19 protein-coding genes are annotated in these 16554 nt (G+C 67.4%); 14 read left to right on the forward strand and 5 right to left on the reverse strand.

Annotation, left to right across the window (positions count from 1 at the left end):
• Window positions 1–27: 27 nt before the first annotated feature.
• The gene (locus ACFE8Y_RS03485) at window positions 28–237 is read right to left on the reverse strand and encodes an MbtH family protein (RefSeq protein WP_375462995.1); all 210 of its coding nucleotides are present in this window, start codon (window positions 235–237) and stop codon (window positions 28–30) included.
• 188 nt (window positions 238–425) lie between these two features.
• On the opposite strand from ACFE8Y_RS03485, the gene ACFE8Y_RS03490 reads away from it, so the two are divergent.
• The 7 genes from ACFE8Y_RS03490 (at window position 426) to ACFE8Y_RS03520 (ending at window position 6637) form a co-directional block, all read left to right on the forward strand.
• Window positions 426–1481 carry a GNAT family N-acetyltransferase gene (locus ACFE8Y_RS03490; RefSeq protein ID WP_375462996.1) on the forward strand — a complete coding sequence of 352 codons (1056 nt, stop codon included), beginning with the start codon at window positions 426–428 and terminating at the stop codon, window positions 1479–1481.
• A 65-nt stretch (window positions 1482–1546) separates the two neighbouring features.
• Complete coding sequence (locus tag ACFE8Y_RS03495; protein WP_375462997.1) at window positions 1547–2860, forward strand: lysine N(6)-hydroxylase/L-ornithine N(5)-oxygenase family protein; 1314 nt, start codon at window positions 1547–1549, stop codon at window positions 2858–2860.
• A gap of 31 nt (window positions 2861–2891) precedes the next feature.
• Window positions 2892–3725, forward strand: coding sequence for an ATP-binding cassette domain-containing protein (locus ACFE8Y_RS03500; RefSeq protein WP_375462998.1), 834 nt, complete (start codon window positions 2892–2894; stop codon window positions 3723–3725).
• Window positions 3726–4192: 467 nt separating this feature from the next.
• The gene (locus tag ACFE8Y_RS03505) at window positions 4193–5566 is read left to right on the forward strand and encodes an IS66 family transposase (RefSeq protein WP_375462999.1); all 1374 of its coding nucleotides are present in this window, start codon (window positions 4193–4195) and stop codon (window positions 5564–5566) included.
• An 87-nt stretch (window positions 5567–5653) separates the two neighbouring features.
• A complete protein-coding gene (locus tag ACFE8Y_RS03510) occupies window positions 5654–5866 on the forward strand; it encodes a hypothetical protein (protein WP_375463000.1) in 213 nt (70 codons plus the stop codon).
• 105 nt (window positions 5867–5971) lie between these two features.
• Complete coding sequence (locus ACFE8Y_RS03515; protein WP_375463001.1) at window positions 5972–6133, forward strand: hypothetical protein; 162 nt, start codon at window positions 5972–5974, stop codon at window positions 6131–6133.
• 237 nt (window positions 6134–6370) lie between these two features.
• Entirely contained in the window at window positions 6371–6637 is a 267-nt protein-coding gene (locus tag ACFE8Y_RS03520; RefSeq protein ID WP_375463002.1) for a hypothetical protein, read from the forward strand.
• A 162-nt stretch (window positions 6638–6799) separates the two neighbouring features.
• Here ACFE8Y_RS03520 and ACFE8Y_RS03525 read toward each other — a convergent pair whose 3' ends face one another.
• On the reverse strand, window positions 6800–7342 hold the full coding sequence (locus ACFE8Y_RS03525; protein WP_375463003.1) for a hypothetical protein: 543 nt from the start codon (window positions 7340–7342) through the stop codon (window positions 6800–6802).
• Window positions 7343–7419: 77 nt separating this feature from the next.
• On the reverse strand, window positions 7420–7956 hold the full coding sequence (locus ACFE8Y_RS03530; protein WP_375463004.1) for a hypothetical protein: 537 nt from the start codon (window positions 7954–7956) through the stop codon (window positions 7420–7422).
• Between the two features lie 795 nt (window positions 7957–8751).
• Here ACFE8Y_RS03530 and ACFE8Y_RS03535 point away from each other — a divergent pair.
• The 7 genes from ACFE8Y_RS03535 (at window position 8752) to ACFE8Y_RS03565 (ending at window position 13650) form a co-directional block, all read left to right on the forward strand.
• The gene (locus ACFE8Y_RS03535) at window positions 8752–9069 is read left to right on the forward strand and encodes a hypothetical protein (protein ID WP_375463005.1); all 318 of its coding nucleotides are present in this window, start codon (window positions 8752–8754) and stop codon (window positions 9067–9069) included.
• A 70-nt stretch (window positions 9070–9139) separates the two neighbouring features.
• Window positions 9140–10927, forward strand: a complete 1788-nt coding sequence (locus ACFE8Y_RS03540) for a ParB/RepB/Spo0J family partition protein (protein WP_375463006.1) — start codon at window positions 9140–9142, stop codon at window positions 10925–10927.
• 77 nt (window positions 10928–11004) lie between these two features.
• Entirely contained in the window at window positions 11005–11916 is a 912-nt protein-coding gene (locus ACFE8Y_RS03545) for a hypothetical protein (RefSeq protein ID WP_375463007.1), read from the forward strand.
• Window positions 11916–12164, forward strand: a complete 249-nt coding sequence (locus tag ACFE8Y_RS03550) for a hypothetical protein (protein ID WP_375463008.1) — start codon at window positions 11916–11918, stop codon at window positions 12162–12164. The genes ACFE8Y_RS03545 and ACFE8Y_RS03550 overlap by 1 nt, the downstream gene beginning before the upstream one ends.
• Window positions 12165–12375: 211 nt before the next feature.
• Window positions 12376–12789, forward strand: a complete 414-nt coding sequence (locus ACFE8Y_RS03555; protein ID WP_375463009.1) for a hypothetical protein — start codon at window positions 12376–12378, stop codon at window positions 12787–12789.
• Between the two features lie 65 nt (window positions 12790–12854).
• The gene (locus ACFE8Y_RS03560; RefSeq protein ID WP_375463010.1) at window positions 12855–13289 is read left to right on the forward strand and encodes a hypothetical protein; all 435 of its coding nucleotides are present in this window, start codon (window positions 12855–12857) and stop codon (window positions 13287–13289) included.
• 10 nt (window positions 13290–13299) lie between these two features.
• Window positions 13300–13650: a hypothetical protein gene (locus ACFE8Y_RS03565; protein ID WP_375463011.1), complete on the forward strand. Its 351-nt coding sequence runs from the start codon at window positions 13300–13302 to the stop codon at window positions 13648–13650.
• Between the two features lie 269 nt (window positions 13651–13919).
• Here the strand turns inward: ACFE8Y_RS03565 and ACFE8Y_RS03570 are convergent, their stop codons facing one another.
• Window positions 13920–14522: a metallophosphoesterase gene (locus tag ACFE8Y_RS03570; protein ID WP_375463012.1), complete on the reverse strand. Its 603-nt coding sequence runs from the start codon at window positions 14520–14522 to the stop codon at window positions 13920–13922.
• Window positions 14523–14773: 251 nt separating this feature from the next.
• Window positions 14774–16279: an integrase arm-type DNA-binding domain-containing protein gene (locus ACFE8Y_RS03575; protein WP_375463013.1), complete on the reverse strand. Its 1506-nt coding sequence runs from the start codon at window positions 16277–16279 to the stop codon at window positions 14774–14776.
• Window positions 16280–16554: the final 275 nt, after the last annotated feature.

Here is a 16554-nt window from a genome sequence, read left to right on the forward strand (position 1 = left end):
CTGGTCCTGAGGGTGTCGTGCCTGGGGTCAGTGGGCGCCGTCGAGGGCGCGGCGCAGGCTCATCGGCCGCATGTCGGTCCAGACCTCGTCGATATGGGCAAGGCAGGCGGTCTTGGTTCCCGAGAACCCCGACGCCGACCACCCCGCGGGGACGGGACGGTAGGAAGGCCAGATCGAATATTGCGCCTCGTCGTTGATCACCACGAGGAAGGTCGCGTCGCCGTCGTCGAAGGCCATGGATCCCGTCCGTTGCTCGGTCTCGAAGGTAAGGACGGCGGAGCGGCACGGAAATTTACCCGAGGGATCGCGAAAAAACTTCGCGCCGCCCCTAAATCGGCGTCCCGTCCGAACGTCCTCTCCTTCGACGACCGACCCGCGACGCGCCACGAGCGCCGCCGGACCGGTCCCCCAAAAGACCACGGGACGTGCCGTTGCCGACGACCTGCGCCTTTCGCTGCTATGAATCCTCGGGGCGACCGCTCGACGTCCATCGTGACGGCGATCGCCTCAGCGTCGTCGGCGAGGGCCGTGTCGGACTGCGCCTTCGGTTTGCCGACGAGGCGATCCCGCGCCTGGCCGTGGAGGACGGCTCGGCCCTTCCGGAGGGCGACGTCCGCCATGCCACGGCGGCCTTCGCCCTGGTCTCGGCGACCCGGCCCGAGGCCGACCGCATCGCCCTCGACCCCACAAGCTTCGCGCCGATCGCTTCGCCCCTACGCGCCCAGGGGCTCGCGGTAGCCGAGGGCGAGGCGCTCACCGTCCATGTCGACATGCTGTGGCAGCGCCCCGAGCCGTGGCTCGCGACCCTGGCGCAGCGTGATTTTCCGGCTCGCCTCGTCATGAGCGAGGGCAAGCGTCACCCTTTGAGGGCGCCCAAGCCCGACGGCCTCGTCTATGCCCGCTTCATCCCCTGGCTCGGTCGTACGCTGTCGTTCCGTGCCGCGACGCTCGATCACGACCTCGACACGCTGCATCGCTGGATGAACGACCCGCGCGTCGACGCGGCCTGGGGCGAGGCCGGCGAGCGGGCCAAGCATGCGGCCTACCTGTCGGCGCTGATCGCCGACCCGCACATGATCCCCCTGATCGGCGCCTTCGACGGCGAGCCGTTCGGCTATTTCGAGGTCTATTGGGCCAAGGAGAACCGTCTCGCGCCATTCTACGACGTGCAGGACTACGACCGCGGCTGGCACGTCCTGATCGGCGAGGACGCTTTTCGCGGCAGGGCGTTCGTGTCGGCCTGGCTCCCCTCCCTGATGCATGCCCTCTTTCTCGACGATCCCCGGACGGAGCGCATCGTCGGCGAACCGCGGGCGGATCACGTCCAGCAGTTGCGCAACCTCGAACGTTCGGGCTTTGCCCGGATCAAGAGCTTCGATTTTCCGCACAAGCGCGCGGCCCTCGTCATGCTGCTGCGCGAGCGCTTCTTCGCCGAACGGCTCTGGGCGCCGTCCGGCGGCGATCCGGGAGCGGCGCCATGACCGACGCCTTCGATCGCGCGCCGTCCGACCGCAGCACTCACCGCAGACAATCCGAGGACGGCGGCATGGATCGGCATCCGGATACCCGGGGTCATGACGGCCCGGAACCGGTCCACGACGTCATCGGGATCGGCTTTGGCCCCTCCAACCTCGCCCTCGCGATCGCCCTCGACGAGGCCGGCGGCCGGCGTAGCCTCAGACCCCGCGTGCGCTTCATCGAGCGCCAGCCCGAGTTCGTCTGGCATGGCGGCATGCTGCTGCCCGACAGCGGGATGCAGATCTCCTTCCTCAAGGATCTGGTGACCCTGCGCGACCCGACGAGCCCGTTCACCTTCGTGAACTACCTCCACGTCCACGGCCGGCTGATCGACTACATCAACCGCAAGTCGTTCTATCCCAGCCGCATCGAATTCAACGACTACCTGCGCTGGGTCGCGGCCCGGTTCGCCGACCGGTGCGATTACGGCCGGACCGTCGTCGCCGTGGAGCCGGAGGGCTCGGGCGACGTCATCCGCCACCTCGTGGTGAAGGCCGTCGACGTCGAGGGCCGCGAGCACCGGAGGCGGACCCGTGCCGTGGTCCTGGCAACAGGTGGCGAACCCCGCATCCCGCCGATGTTTACGGGGTTCCGCGACAGCCGGCGCGTGTTCCATTCCTCCGGCTATCTCCGGCGTATCGCCGACGTGCCTGAGGCGCCGAGCCCCCGCATCGCGGTGATCGGCGCCGGCCAGACCGCGGCCGAGATCTTCCTCGACCTGCAGACGCGGCTGCCGCAGGCCCGTGTCGAGATGATCTTTCGCGGGCAGGCGCTCAAGCCCGCCGACGACAGTCCGTTCGTGAACGAGATCTTCAACCCCGACTTCACCGATTTCCTATACCGCCGGCCCGCTGCCCAGCGCAGATCCATCATCGATGAGTTCCGCACCACCAACTACTCGGTCGTGGACGGCGACCTGATCGCGCGGATCTACGATCTCCTCTACCAGCAGAAGGTCTTGGGCGACCCGCAGCACGCCCTGCATCCGCGCACCACCGTGGCGTCAGCCCGAGAGCACGTGGACGGGGTGTCGCTCGACCTCGTCGACGTGACGGGTGCCGTGCGGCAGGCGCGCTACGACGCGGTCGTGCTCGCTACCGGCTATCGCCGTGACGGCCTCGACAGCCTGATGACGGACCTGAAGCCCTACCTCGTCGAGGGCGCGATCGACCGCGACTACCGCCTGCGGACGAAGGCCGGGTTCGAGCCCGCGATCTACCTTCAGGGGTTCAGCGAGCCGACCCACGGCCTGAGCGATACCTTGCTCTCCGTCCTCGTCATGCGCGGGGCCGAGATCGCGGAATCGCTTTTGACAAACCGGCCCCTGCACGCCACGGCCTAACGCGCCCGCCCCTCAACCAGACCACGGCCGCATGCTCCGGACCAGCGACGATCACGCCTCGACCACCGGGACCGGCTCGAGACCGGCCGGCGGCCCGCTCTACGAACTCGACGGCGTCTCCTTCCGCATCGGCGGCCGGCCGTTGATCGAGCCGCTGGACCTGGTCCTACCGGCGCGCCGCGTCGTCGGCCTGATCGGGCACAACGGGTCGGGCAAGTCGACGCTGCTCAAGCTCCTCGGACGCCAGCAGGCGCCGAGTACCGGGCGCATCCGCTTCGACGGGCGACCAATCAATTCCTGGGGCGACCGCCCCTTCGCGCGGGAGGTCGCCTACCTGCCGCAGACGCCGCCGCAGGCTCCCGGCATGCTGGTGAGGGAACTCGTCGCCCTCGGGCGCTATCCCTGGCATGGGCCGCTCGGGCGCGTGACCTCCACCGACCGCGAGACGATCGCCGAGGCCATGCGGCTCGCCGACGTCGCGCCCTTCGCCGAGCGCCTGGTCGACAGCCTGTCGGGGGGCGAGCGCCAGCGGGTCTGGCTCGCCATGCTGGTGGCGCAAAATGCCGGCTGCCTGCTCCTCGACGAGCCGATCTCGGCCCTCGACATCGCGCACCAGATCGAGGTGCTGGCCCTGGTCCGGCGCCTGTCGAGCGAGCGTGGGTCGACGGTGATCGTGGTGCTCCACGACGTCAACATGGCCGCCCGCTTCTGCGACGAGATCATCGCCCTGCGGGCCGGACGCCTCATCGCCCGCGGAACGCCCAGCGAGATCGTCACGCCCAAGATGCTCGAGCAAATATACGGTCTCAAGATGGGTGTTTATCGCAGTTACGATGAAGGTTTTCTTGTTTCCTTTGCGGAGTAGTAAATATTGTATCGTTGATAATTATGATAATTTAAAATTAAATATTTGATAAATCTAAATGTTAAGTATGAGCTAACCGGAAATTTTAGTGGCACATTCTCTGTGTCGGCATCACAAGATATTCTGGGATGGACTTTGTCAATCGAGGGCAATCTGTCGAGTTTTTTGAGGCCAACGGCCCGATATGAGGTCGCCAGCTCACCCGACACTTGGCCTTACCTCGCCAATTCCGGGGCGCCATTCCCGGCCCTTTCTATTCCAGTCCCTGTCTCTGTCTCTGTCTCAGCAGGATCGCGTTGGCGAGCCAACACGTCACCCGTAAGCGGGGCAAATTCCCGGGTAGCTTGGCAGTGTTGCCGACTCGCGTGGAAAGCGGCCTCAACGTTTTCAACGGCTTGCAGAACACCAGTTCCGGGCAAGCGTGGCGCTTGCCCGGGAATTTGCCCCGGTTACGATTCAACCTTTGGATGGTTCTGCCGCCGCTCCCCGACTTGACCACGCTGTCTCACGCCGAGAAGGACGCGCTCATCGTCGCGCTTTGGGAGCAGGTCGGCGCCTTGATGGCGCGTGTGGCGATGCTGGAAGCCAAACTGAACGAGCCGCCCAAGACCTCGGACAATTCCAGCGTCCCGCCGTCGAAGGGGCCCAAGGCCAATCGTGAAGGTGAGACGAAGCGGGAGGGGCCGCGCCAGGGCAGCGTGGGCCGCAAGGGCGGCGGTCGGCCGCTGAGCCGGGACCCCGATCAGATCGTGAGCGCGAAGGCGACGGCGTGCCGGCATTGCCACGCCGCCCTCGGCGAGGACGATCAGCTTTTGCAGAGCCGCTACGACAAGATCGATCTGCCGCCGGTGCGCCCCGTCGTGACCCGGGTGGAACGCTATGCCGGACACTGTTCGTGCTGCGGGGGAACCACCCTGGCGCCGGTCCCCAACGGGATGGACGAGGGCACGCCGTTCAGCCCCCGTATCGTCGCGACGGCGCTGTACCTGCGCTTCACCCACGCGATCAGCTATCAGCGCCTGCACCGCCTGTTCGAGCCTCTGTTCGGGCTCGTCATCAGCGAGGGCGCGCTCGACGCCATGTTCCGTCGCGCCAAGCCGGCGTTCGATGACGCGGTCGTTGCGATCCTGGGGCGATTACGCCGCTCGCGGATCGTCTGCTCGGACGAGACCAGCGTGCGCATCGATGGCAAGACCTGCTGGAACTGGGTGTTCCAGAACGATCAGATGGTCATCCACGTGATCCGCAAGACCCGGGGCGCCGGCGTCGTCACCGAGGTGATGGACGGCCACCGCCCCGTCATTTGGGTCTCGGATCTCTACGGCGCCCAGCAGGGCCATGCCGACCGATGGCAGGTCTGCCTGGCTCACCAACTGCGCGATTGCCAGTTCGCCATCGACGCCGGCGACACGATCTTCGCCCCGCGCATGAAGGCGCTGCTGCTGCGGGCCGTCGTCCTGGCGCGGCGACGCAAGACCTTGGCCGAGAGCACGCGGCGCGAATATCGGCGGCGCCTCGACGAGGACCTCGACGCCATCATGGCCCTCGTACCGGAAAACCGGCATGGCAAGCGCCTCCGCAAGCGATACGGCAAGGTCAGATTCGACCTCTTCACCTTCTTGATCGACCCCGACGTGCCGCCCGACAATAACGGCTCCGAACGCGAACTTCGGCCGACCGCCACGTATCGAAAGGTGACCGGCGGCTTCCGATCCGATTGGGGCGCCGAACTCTTCGCCGGCATCCGATCCGTCGTTGGCACCGCCGCACGCAACGGCATCGACGCCTATACGGCCATCCAAAACACGCTATCCGGCAGCACGGCATCCAAGCCGGGATGAGCAGATACGACCCGCGCCGCCCGGCAGCGTGAGGAGGCAAGGGATCGTGCCCGCAAATTTCGTGAGCGTCAGGCACGGTCGGCCGAGATGTGCGCCGCGCTCCTCAAGGCCATCGCGTTCGAGGCCGGGCTGCGTATGCGCGACGGCAAAGTTTTGGTGCGTGCCGAGGCCATCGACCTCGCTCAAGTCGTGGCGACGGCTGCGTTCCAGTCCCTCGGCGGGCCCTCGGACGTGGAGGTTTTCCGGCACCGGCGTCTCGAAGTTGCAAAGTACCTCGCGTCTTACGCCGAGGAAGTCTGACCCCAGGGGCAACCGCAAGTCGCCCCTCACGCCACCATACGAAGCTTTACCTAAAACCCGTGCCGACATAGGCTCGAGGCTCGTTGATCGCTTACTGGGGCTACCGTGGTCACCATCAAGTTCACCATCGGTGCCAAGACCGCTACGTTCACGACGACGGGCGGACACCCCGTGAGCGTCGAGATTGGCGACTTCATTACGCTGACGGCGTCGACAACGCTGAACACTATCTTGGCCGACATCATCGTGTTCATCGCTGTTCAGTGAGTGGCCGTGCGTGCACTGCTGACGGTGTGTTACGCAATCCTGATCGAGCGTTACATTGAGCAGGAGTAACGGGGCGGTCTCCACAGCACGTTCACCCACCTGCAACCCCGGGGCGGACCTGAGCCGCACGTATCCACAGGGGCCAGGAGATTGGTAACCACAGCAGGCGAGGGACTCTCGACAAGGCGGCCGGCATAGCGATCTCCTGGGCACACGCCAACGAAGGAGGCCGCCCTGATGTCCAGCAACGCTCACAACATCGCCCGGTCCTTCGAGGCTCCAATTCAGTTCATCGCGGGTTCGCTGGGCGGCATTTTGGTCGACCAACACTTGGACTATTGCGCGGCCGCCGGCATCCGCGCGCAGACCGCCCGCATCCGTGCTGCCCGCCTCGCTCGCGAGCAGGCCGTCGCCCGGGACGCGGCCGCTCGTGAGCTCGACGCTCAGTGCCGGGATGCCCTCATGCGCCGTGCGATTGCTCGGCGTGCGCACGCCACGGCATGACGAAATGCTTTCATGACACGACGAAATGCTACGGCGTGCGCACACGGTAAGAATCAATCCCGCTGAGGCATCAATCACGCGTTCGTGAACAACTATTTTCGGTCAGCAAAAAGCCCGCCCCGGGTGACCCGGGGCGGGCTTCGTCGTGCAGTCGGCGTGGGCTCAGGCGGCTAGGCGGGTATGCTCGACGAGGTCGTCCAGGACGTCCTGGATGTACGCCCGTTGCTCGTTGGCGTTTGACGCTGCCGCGGAGGCCGCGTGGAGCCTGCGGGCCTCGATGGCCACGAACTCCGCCGGGGTCATCGCGCGCGGCAGGCCGGGCAGATGATCCTCACCGAGCAGATGCTGGCCAATCGCGGTGTTGCCATGTCGCGAGAGGGCGACGCCCTGGTCCGCGGTTAGGGCGTCGAGGTACGCGCGGGCCGCCGAATCGAGGCAGCGCGCCTCGGGAGTGTCGTCCCCGAGGAGGAAATGCAGTGCGCCGCGGCCCCAGGCCTCCGCGGTCGATGGCGGCGCGGGGGCGGCCGGGACGGGCTGAGCGAACTCTGCCTCCTGCTCGGCGATGGCAGCCGGGATCGGGGGGACCGGTGCCATGACGGCCCGGACGGCCCGGAAGATCCATCGGCCACTCTCAAGCACGGCGACGATTACGACTGCGGCCATCGCGGCCAGGACGCGGGCCATGAACTGAAACGCCTTGAGCATTGGGGTTCCCTCCCTCTCTAAGGCCCCCAGGCTGGACCGCACGTACGCATCCCACAACGTGACGTGCGCTCGGTACGTCACGCGACCCCCAGGGCCTCCGCCTCCTCGAACGTCGCGGCGCGGACCCACACCTGCCTCGCGGTCGTCCTCACGCACGCGGCGACGTACTCCTCCCCCTGCCAATCGGCGAGCGTGTCCGCCTCGAATCCGTGCCCCGGTCCGAGCGTGTGGCGCACCGGCTCCGGCCTCAATAGCGTCCGCCGCACGCGTCGCTGCCACGCCCGGCACCGGGCGCCCGCCGGATCGAGCAGGTCCTCCGCCTCGACCTCCGGGATAGGCACGCACTCGCGCGCGCGCACGAGGAGAGCCCGGTCTGGATAGCGTCGGTTGGTCCCGAGGACGACGAGGACGGTGCCATCGGGAAGGTCGCTCAGGTCGTAGTGGCACCGCGGGGTGACCGTGTCGAACCCCGCGGCATGCGACCGGCCGACGGTGTGTTCGACCGGTCTGAGGCGCTCCCCGGCCGCCAGGGCGCCCGTTGCGTCAAGGGTTGCCGCGTGGAGGATCTCCCAGGGCGGCAAGGACAGCGTGAAGGATTGGGGCAAGGACCGCATGCCCAATCCTACCGCATCGGCACCCCCGTGCAAGGATTAGTCGCAAGGATTAGACAGTCGATCCTTCGACTTTCAAAGGATTGGCGATCGCTGGAAGGGGGTGTGCCAAATCGTGGTTAAGACGTGACAGGCGTTTTGTTCAGTGCAGGCGCTTGCAAATAGCCAGTAGCCGTCCTAGCTTGATAGCGTGAGGCGCTTGAAAGCGTGGAGGGCGAATTGGACACTGAGGGTGTAAGGGCGTTGCTGCGGCGGCGCGTAGAAGAGGGTGGGGGCGCAAGCGCGTTTGCGCGTCGGCACGCCGTGTCCGCGGCGTACATCAGCGACGTCCTTCGGGGGCACCGTCTCCCTGGTCCGTCTGTCCTCGATGCTCTCGGGCTGCGCCGCGTCGCCGCCGAGGTCCGCTACGAGGAGGCCACCCGTGGCTGACACGAATCGCGACTACACCGCCGACCTGGTCGACCTGTCGACCGCCGAGACCCGCATTCGCCTCGGCGAGCTTATGCAGGCCTGCCGAGCCCGGGCGGATGCCATCGGCGGCTTCCAAGGCCAAGGATTGAACGACCAGGTCGCTTCCGCCGAACGGAAGTTACGCCTCGCGGCTCGGGATCAAATTCGCCACCTCGCGGAGTGTCTCGCGACTTACGGCACCCCCCTTCCGGGCGACGAGCCAGCCCTGGCCGCACCGGCGCCCGCCCCCGTCGTCGAGGCTCCCCCTCCACCGGCGGCGGCGCCCCAGGGGATGAGGCTCCCCCGCCTGCCCCTGGCTACGCGCCCCACGCTCCCGAGGAGGTCCTGATGACCCTCTCGCCACGCCAGGCCAGGCTCCGGCTCGCCCGGTCAATTGAGGACGCCGGGGGCCAGAAAGCCTGGCGTCTGCGGAACGGTCTCGTCGAGAACTACTGGCAGACGGCGGTCTCCAAGGGGCTCCACGCGAAGGTGCCGCTCAGGGCGGAGATCCTCGCCGCCATCGGGCTGCGGGTGAACCCGAACACGGACGAGATCGAGGACGTCGCGGTGCCGAGGAGCTCCTTCCGTTTCGTAGCCGTCCAGGCGTCCGGGGAGGCCGGCGTCGCCGCCGCGCTCGCGATGATCTCCGCAGCATTTTCAGACTGATCCTTCCGTCGACGCGCCAGGCGGCAGTGGCGTCACGTGGTCCCCATCCCTCACACAACAGGAGCGCGTCGTGCGCCAGGTCCCCCTCTCTACCCTCCGTCCCGGCCATCACCCCGATGCACCTCCCGGCGTATGCAACGTCCGCAAGGTCGGACGGGACGCGGGGCTCGACGCCCTCGGCGCCAGCATCCTTTCCCTCGGCCTGCTGCAGCCCCTCGTCGTCGTTCCGGGCGGCGACTTCTTCTATGTCGTCGACGGCAACCGCAGGCATGCGGCCCTCGAATCGCTCCTGGCCGCCGGGAAGGTCGAGGCGGACCACGCCGTCCCGGTGATCGAGCGGGATGCCGAGACCGCCCGGGAGGCCGGGCTCGCGGCGAACATCACGCAGGCCCCGATGCACGAGGCCGATCAGATGCTCGCCTTCGCCGAGCTAAGGCAGGCCGGCCTGAAGGAGAAAGACATCGCGGCGCGGTTCGCTGCGCCTGTCTCGCAGGTCCGCAAGCTCCTGGCGCTCGGCGGCGTCAGCCCGGCGGTGCTCGATGCTTGGCGCGACGGAAAGCTTCGCATCGAGGATGTGCAGACCTTCACGATGGCCGCCCACGCCGACCAGGACCGCGTGCTCGCGAAGGTTCTGAAGGACGGCATGACATGGAAGATCCGGGAGATGCTCGGCCTCGATGCCGACGTCGCCCACCTGCTCTCCTACGTCGGCGCTAAGGCGTACAAGGCCGCCGGCGGAAGTGTGGTGGAGGACCTGTTCGGCAGCCGGGACGCGGTCTCCGATCAGGCCCTAATCAAGCGCCTGGCCGACGAGCGGTTGGATGCCGAGTGCGAGCGACGTCGGAAGGACGGATGGGCCTGGGTCGCCAAGGCCTCGGATCTTCCGAACGGCTGGCGCTGGTCGTGGCCCAAGGTGCAGTCGGCGGAACGACCGCTGACGGCCGAGGATCAGGCCCGCACCGAGGAGCTCGATCAGTGGCTTGATTCCGACGACAACGACGCAGCGACCGACGACGAGATCCGCGCAGCCCACGCCGAATTCGCCGCCCTGCAGGCGAAGACGAAAGTGCTGCCGGGTATCGCGGAGCGGTCGCGCTCCGGGTGCGTGATCGTGCTCGGTCGCGACGGCAAGGTTGAGGCCGTCGAGTACGTCATCCGCCCCGAGGACGTCCCCGCAGTCGCACCAAAGGACGACAAGTCGGCCGAGCCCAAGGAGAAGAGCCTGACGGACGCTCTCATGCAACGCCTGTGTGAGCAGGCGACCCGCGCCGTGCAGGCAGCCCTGCCGTCGTCGCCCAAGGCCGCGCTGGCCATGCTGCTGGCCGGGGCCCTGTGCGAGCAGCGCGGATCGAGCACGATGCATATCCGCATGGAGGGACTCGATAGCGCCAACGTCGCGGTCAAGCAGAACCTGCCGTTCGAGACCGTCCTAGCAGGGCTTCTCGACCGTACCGTCGACGAGCTTCTCAGCGTGGCGGCCGTCGTCGCGGCCAGAGGCGTGAGCCTGGGTCACTTTACCAGGATGGCCCCCTCCGCCCGGCCGGCCGCTCAGGCCATGATGGGCGCCATCGATACCGCCGCGATGACGGCGGCACTGGGCGAGGCCTTCGATGGCGAGGCGTTCTTTAAGGCCATCCCGAAGGGGGTGATCCTATCCATCGTCGGCGAGGTCCTCGGCGAGGCTGAGGCCCGGCGCGTCAAGGACCTGAAGAAGGGCGAGCTCGTCGCGTTCGCGGTCGCCTCGGTCCTACCCACGGGGTGGCTTCCCCGGGAGATCCGCCATCCCGGTTACGCGGGCCCGGGCGCCGTCGAGGCCCAGCCTGAGGCCGAGGCCGAGCCCCAGGCAATCGCCGCCTGAGCCCCTCCGTCGCGCGCCCGGCGGCAGGGGCGCACCCGTCGATTCCCCAGCAACCCCGGTTTTTCAGGAGCGCCAGCGTGCGCCAGGTCAACGACACCATCCGGACCGAGTTCGATTACGCCAGCGGAAACATCATCCGCGACGCGATGCACAACGCCTACGACCGAGGGCAGGCCGAGGACACCGATTGGCACCACGGCAAGGCGTCGGACGCCCTTGTGGCGGACCTCAGCGAGGCCGGCTTCTTGATCGTGCCAAGGCTGGCCTACGGCAAGCTCGACGCGATCCACGAGGCCGTTCGGACCGGTAACTGGACCGGCATCAGCGACCGAGATTGGCGGGCTTGGACTGAGGCCGTCCATGCCGGCTTTGTCAGCAAGAGCACCGTCCTTGGCGCCGAGGTCACGCCTACACCCGCGGGCGAGCGCGCGATCAAGCAGGCCGCGGCGTCGCCGGCATTTACGGGCAAGCTGGAAATCATCCGGTCGAGCCTGTGGCGGGCCTACGGCTGCGGGGAAGGCAGGGGGGGACTCGGCGCGAGGGGCGGTGCCAATATGGCAGCCGAGGTCGTCGCCGAGCTTGAGGACAACGGCTTCCAGATCGTCCGTAAGCCTAAGCCGGGTTCGTCGGCAGAGCGTGTCGGCTTTGACGACATCGACCTTCCTGTGCCTTCCGGCCCTTCCATCGCGAGTGAACTCATCGCGACGTGGGTCCGCGGGCTCGGCGACATCGTCGAATGGTGCGAGGGCCTGCTCCGTCAGCGCAAGATCGTGCTGACCGTCGGCCTCAGTGCGGCGACGTCACGGGAGCAGGACGAGGACCTCGAACGTCGCCTCGACAACCTTCGCAGCATAAGGGGCGTCGTCGGAGCGGAGCGGATCGCGGGCAACGGAAACGACCTCGCCGTTGAGGTTCGCTTCGATCATCACGTGACGACGGTCATTGTCGATTACGCCCCCCTGGACCTCCTTCCGCGGAAGGCCGCCTGATGCGCGCCCTCCTCACCACCATCGCCGGAGACCCAGCAAGGGTCTCCGTCTCCGCCGCGGCAATCGTCGCCCTCGGGGCGGTCATTGGCGGCCACGGCCTGGATCTCCTCGCCGCCCTGTGGACGCTCATCGTGGCGGCGACCACCTTCTGCACCGCCTTCATGGCCCTCGCCATCGCCGGGTCGCTTGCCGGCGTCATCCAGCCGCCGCCCATGAAGGAGGAATCCGACGATGCCCCGCCGGCCTGAGCCGCCCGAGACGCACGCCGTCGTAGAGCGCCACAGCGGGCGAATCGTGAGCCGCCACCTTTCCCTGCGGGAGGCCCGCGGCGCATGGGCTTACCGGGCGTACGAGGGGCGGCTCCCGGGCGCGAAGTTAACCCCCTGGGCCCACAAGCACCTGGTCCGACGCCTGCCTCAGGCCGAGCGTCGTCAACCAGCGACACAGTAGGAGTGGCACTTGTCCAAGAAAGCGAAGCCGTCCGAGAAAGCGAAGCCGTCCGAGAACTACAGCATCGAAATCGCCCGGGAGCCATTCGACGGTGCGGCGAAGTGGAAAGAGCTCGATGAGGCCAGCCGCGCGCTCTGGGGCGCTGCGGCCCTGGAATATGCCCAGGCTCACGTGATGGATGTCGGCGTGGGTCCCCATGGCCGAGCCTATAGTCATGCGTTACACACACTTGGATTTAAACTACACCATTACGCGTTAGATTTTGGCCTGCCTCAAAAGCAAGGCGATGCGTACATCATGCCATCCATGATTGGAGTGGTCTGTGATAAGTGCGGCGCAAGCCAGTCCGAAGTCAGTAACGCGGGCGGCACATGGCGCCGGGTCGTGTGCGAGGAGTGCCCCGACATCGTGCGCCACCCGTAGGCTTTCGCTGACGGAGGCCCTTGTGGCTCGCCTGCCCGAGGGGCAGAATCCATCCAGAGCAGGCAATGCCGCTCATCAGCCGGAGTACCGCAATGTCCAAAGTCCACGTCCTGAAACGCGCCCTGGCCCGCCGCGAACGCGACGAGCTATTCGCGGCGTTCTCCGCGTCGCTCCTTGGCGACAAGGCCATCCTGTTCCACGTTGAGACCGTCGATGAGACCCGGAAGCCGATCCCGGGTACCGGCCTCGATATCGTCGTCCGGGCCGGCACGACCGACGACGCATTCGCGGCATGGGAGCGCCACGCCGAGGACGTCGACGCAATTGGCAAGCACCGCGTCCAACTCACGTTCATCCAGCCCGCCACGGACGAGGAGCCGGCGGTGGAGATGGAGGTCGTCCGCAAGATCGACCTCGACCTTATCGCGCTCTGCGACGAGCTCGGCGACCTCTACGACGAGGATGTGCGCCTCGGCCTCGCCATCCCGCATGTGTTCTGAGGGGACCGCCATGCGCCACTTCCCCTACTGCGCCTCTCCCCGCGATTTCACCCTGGCCGTTGGCGGTCTTCTGATCGACTCCGAGGCGGTCTCACCCGCGCTCCAGGGTGTCCGCCGCGTCGAGGATGCCCAGAAGATCCTCGACCTGTTCGCCCAGGCGTCGACGTTCGATCCGCCTGACTGGTACCGGCCTGACCGCCCAGGCGACCGGTACCTGATGACGCTGATGTCCGGGGAAGTCTTGGCATGGGCGCGCCTCTCGGCCGAGGAGCCCCTGGAGCTCATGGCGTGGAGCGACGCGTTTCAGGGCACGATCATTTGGAGGGAGCGTGGACCGCGACTTGTTGATACGAGCCGGTGAGGCTCTCCGGGCGGGCGAGGACTGGCGCCGGCCGCTCGCCCGGCTGCTCGGACCGCACCACCCGGATGGCCCCAGGGACGAGCTCGATCCCCGTATGGTCAGCCGGTGGGCGTCCGGCCAGATGGGGATCCCCGAGTGGGTCCAGGAAGCCCTGGCGAGGCTGACGCGGGAGACGGGGGAGCGGCTCCTCAACGTCGCCGACGAGCTCGACGAGGCGCCACGACCCCGAATCTGACGATGAAGGCCCCCGGGATGACCGGGGGCCTTTCTCATTCCTCGGTCGCCTCCGCGTCCAGGGCCCGCCAGCGCTCCTCGGGCAGGTCCGGCGTGGCCTGCATTCTGGCGATGACATCCTCGACCCAGGCAGGCGCGTAGGACCAGCAGTCGACGCCGACGTCGCAGGACTGAGACGTCCCCGGCAGGGCGCCGTGAACGTGGCCGTAGACGTGCAGGGCGCCGTGAAAACAGCCGGGCCAGGCTCTGAGCGGGTAATGGTCGCAGACGATGCGCCGGCCAGCCGTGTGGACGGTCAGCCGCTCCTGGACGCTCTCCCAGGGCAGCGTCGTCGTCCTCGGACGGTCGTGGTTGCCGACCACGAGATGCTTCTTGCCCTTGAGCGTTCCGAGAATTTCGGCAACGCGCTCCGGCTTGTGGCCCCATTCGAAGTCGCCGACGAAGATGACCGTGTCGGCCGGGCGCACGAAGGCATTCCATGCCTCGATGAGCATGGCGTCCATCTCCGCGACGTCGCGGAAGGGGCGCTTCGTGTGCTCGATGCTGCCGGCGTGCCCGAAATGGGTGTCCGCGATCAGCCACACCTGGCCCTTGGGGGGATGCAGATTGCGGTGGTGGTTGAGGGGTTGATTCTTCATCAGGGCAGCCTCCTGTGCGGGACAGGGGGCTGCGCACACGGCGTCACGCCCCCGGGGGGATCTCTCGGCGGATGGGGCGGGGTATGCGTTTCACGGCGTGCCTCTTAGCGTCGGTGTGGGACCAGGGATCGCAGCTCCGGATTCATCCGGTCAAGGAGGGATTCCTCGCGTGGTTAAGGGTTTCCCTGGGCGTCGGGCGATTGTCACATTCTCACTCCGCCCCCCCGGGGGGTGGATGCAGAATGTGACAATCAGGCCCCGAGGCGCGCCCGCTCCGCCTCGTAGGCCTCAAGGACAGCGGCTACCCACAGGGCCATGCCCTCGGCCTTAAGGTCGAGCCTTTGCGAGTGGATGTAGTGCTTGAGCGTGATGGAGGCCGCGAGCTCGCGCTCCGCGTCGGCGCCGGTTCGGGCGGATGCCTTGTGGGCCAGGATCGCGCTACCGGCGCCGCCCAGCTTCTCCAGGTCGAGGAACGTCCCAAGCGTCCTTCGGACGTCATGCGGCGTCCAAGCCCTGATGTCGTGGGCGGCGAACAGGTCTGCCCCGGGACGCTCCGTGACCTTGCCGCCGCGGCCTCCCTTCGGGTCGCCCTGGAGACGACCGAACAGTTGGGTTAGGCCGGTCGGGTAGACAGCCTTGCCGGACACGCGGGACGGGAACAGGAAGGGCGATTCCGGGTCGGTCTTGAACCTCGCGAGAACGGCGAGGGCCTCAGGCGGGATGGGGACCGCATGCGGGCGAGCCGCCTTCTTAGACTTGGCCGACTTTGGGCCCTTCATCTCCGCGGCGGTCCACGTCCAGATCTGCCAGCCCGGCCGCTCCGGCCAGGCCCGCACCGTCGCCCGCTTCGTTGCCGTCAGGGCGCTGGCGCGCTGGCCGGTGAGGACGATGCCCCACAGCGCCGCCAGCATCCCCTCCGAGGTCTCCTTGGCCGTCCCGCCGAGGCTGCGGTGCCGCTCCGCGATGATCAGCGTCCGGACGAGCTCGGCCACGGTCGGCGTGTGCTCCCGCGGCGTCGAGGACCAGTCCACATGCAGCCCATCGCGCCACCAGGGATACGGGGTCCGCGCCAGCCCCGAAAGGATCGGCTGGTCCCGCTTCGCCCAGTCAAGGGCCGCGCGGACGGCCTCCATCGTGTCGGCGGCCGCGCTCGGGGTGCGATCCGCGGCAACGGCGTCCCGGACGCGCAGGAGGTCGGCCTGATCGACGTCGGTCGCGCGCTTCCGTGCGAGCTCCGGCGTCACCGCCCGGCGAAGATGCTTCTCGAACTGCGTGGCCCACCGCGGCACGAACCCCGGCAGCACCTTTTCCAGGTAGAGCTCGCACAGGTCCTGCCATTCCCACGGCCCCTCTCGCCGGCGGTCCTCCGCGGACCGGATGGGCAGCGGTTGCGCGAAGGCCGCGTCCCGGGCGACGCCCGGCTTCATCCCGCGCCTGTGCGCCTCCCCCCAGACCTGCAGGTTCACCTTGGACGGATTGCGTCCTTCCCGAAGGTCGACCCGGGACCGCTGTGCCGCCTCCCGGGCCGCGGCTACCGGCAAGTCGATGTCTCCGAGGCGGACGGTGCGGGTCTCGGTCTTGAGATACCAGGCCCCGCCGGTCTTACCCACGCGCAGAACCAGTCCGCGCTCGGTCTCATCGGCCCACTCGTGCCCGCGGCCCTCCATGGCCCCGGAGGCGACGAGCTTCAGCGCGGCCTTGACGTGATGGGCGGTGAGCTTGGCGCGGGTACGGCTCCAGGCATTGGCGGTAGGCATGGGACCTCGGGGCGTGATACCAGCCTGATACCAGCCAGTCCCCGAACCCCCTGGCAAGGGACCCTGGCCGCGAAAAGCGGCGATTCCCCATGTGAAAGCAGTGCCTTGGTAAATGGTGGAGAACGTCAGGGGAGGGGGCGAAACGCGGCGTGTCAGCCTTCCAAGCTGAATACCCGGGTTCGATTCCCGGTACCCGCTCCACCCATTCGCAGAAATTGCTTTTAATTGCAGAAGTTTATTGCGTTTGAAGAAGTTAGGATGAACGCTTCAGGCGA

Source organism: uncultured Methylobacterium sp. (assembly GCF_964242245.1).
In the GTDB taxonomy this organism is placed as follows: domain Bacteria; phylum Pseudomonadota; class Alphaproteobacteria; order Rhizobiales; family Beijerinckiaceae; genus Methylobacterium.

Excerpts from the sequence above, each read along its gene's own strand:
- ACFE8Y_RS03520 (WP_375463002.1), top strand. The coding sequence starts at position 6,371 with ATGTCCAGCAACGCTCACAACATCGCCCGGTCCTTCGAGGCTCCAATT.
- ACFE8Y_RS03570 (WP_375463012.1), bottom strand. The coding sequence starts at position 14,522 with ATGAAGAATCAACCCCTCAACCACCACCGCAATCTGCATCCCCCCAAG.
- ACFE8Y_RS03525 (WP_375463003.1), bottom strand. The coding sequence starts at position 7,342 with ATGCTCAAGGCGTTTCAGTTCATGGCCCGCGTCCTGGCCGCGATGGCC.
- ACFE8Y_RS03510 (WP_375463000.1), top strand. The coding sequence starts at position 5,654 with ATGTGCGCCGCGCTCCTCAAGGCCATCGCGTTCGAGGCCGGGCTGCGT.
- ACFE8Y_RS03485 (WP_375462995.1), bottom strand. The coding sequence starts at position 237 with ATGGCCTTCGACGACGGCGACGCGACCTTCCTCGTGGTGATCAACGAC.
- ACFE8Y_RS03500 (WP_375462998.1), top strand. The coding sequence starts at position 2,892 with ATGCTCCGGACCAGCGACGATCACGCCTCGACCACCGGGACCGGCTCG.
- ACFE8Y_RS03505 (WP_375462999.1), top strand. The coding sequence starts at position 4,193 with ATGGTTCTGCCGCCGCTCCCCGACTTGACCACGCTGTCTCACGCCGAG.
- ACFE8Y_RS03495 (WP_375462997.1), top strand. The coding sequence starts at position 1,547 with ATGGATCGGCATCCGGATACCCGGGGTCATGACGGCCCGGAACCGGTC.
- ACFE8Y_RS03575 (WP_375463013.1), bottom strand. The coding sequence starts at position 16,279 with ATGCCTACCGCCAATGCCTGGAGCCGTACCCGCGCCAAGCTCACCGCC.
- ACFE8Y_RS03530 (WP_375463004.1), bottom strand. The coding sequence starts at position 7,956 with ATGCGGTCCTTGCCCCAATCCTTCACGCTGTCCTTGCCGCCCTGGGAG.
- ACFE8Y_RS03550 (WP_375463008.1), top strand. The coding sequence starts at position 11,916 with ATGCGCGCCCTCCTCACCACCATCGCCGGAGACCCAGCAAGGGTCTCC.
- ACFE8Y_RS03565 (WP_375463011.1), top strand. The coding sequence starts at position 13,300 with ATGCGCCACTTCCCCTACTGCGCCTCTCCCCGCGATTTCACCCTGGCC.
- ACFE8Y_RS03535 (WP_375463005.1), top strand. The coding sequence starts at position 8,752 with ATGACCCTCTCGCCACGCCAGGCCAGGCTCCGGCTCGCCCGGTCAATT.
- ACFE8Y_RS03560 (WP_375463010.1), top strand. The coding sequence starts at position 12,855 with ATGCCGCTCATCAGCCGGAGTACCGCAATGTCCAAAGTCCACGTCCTG.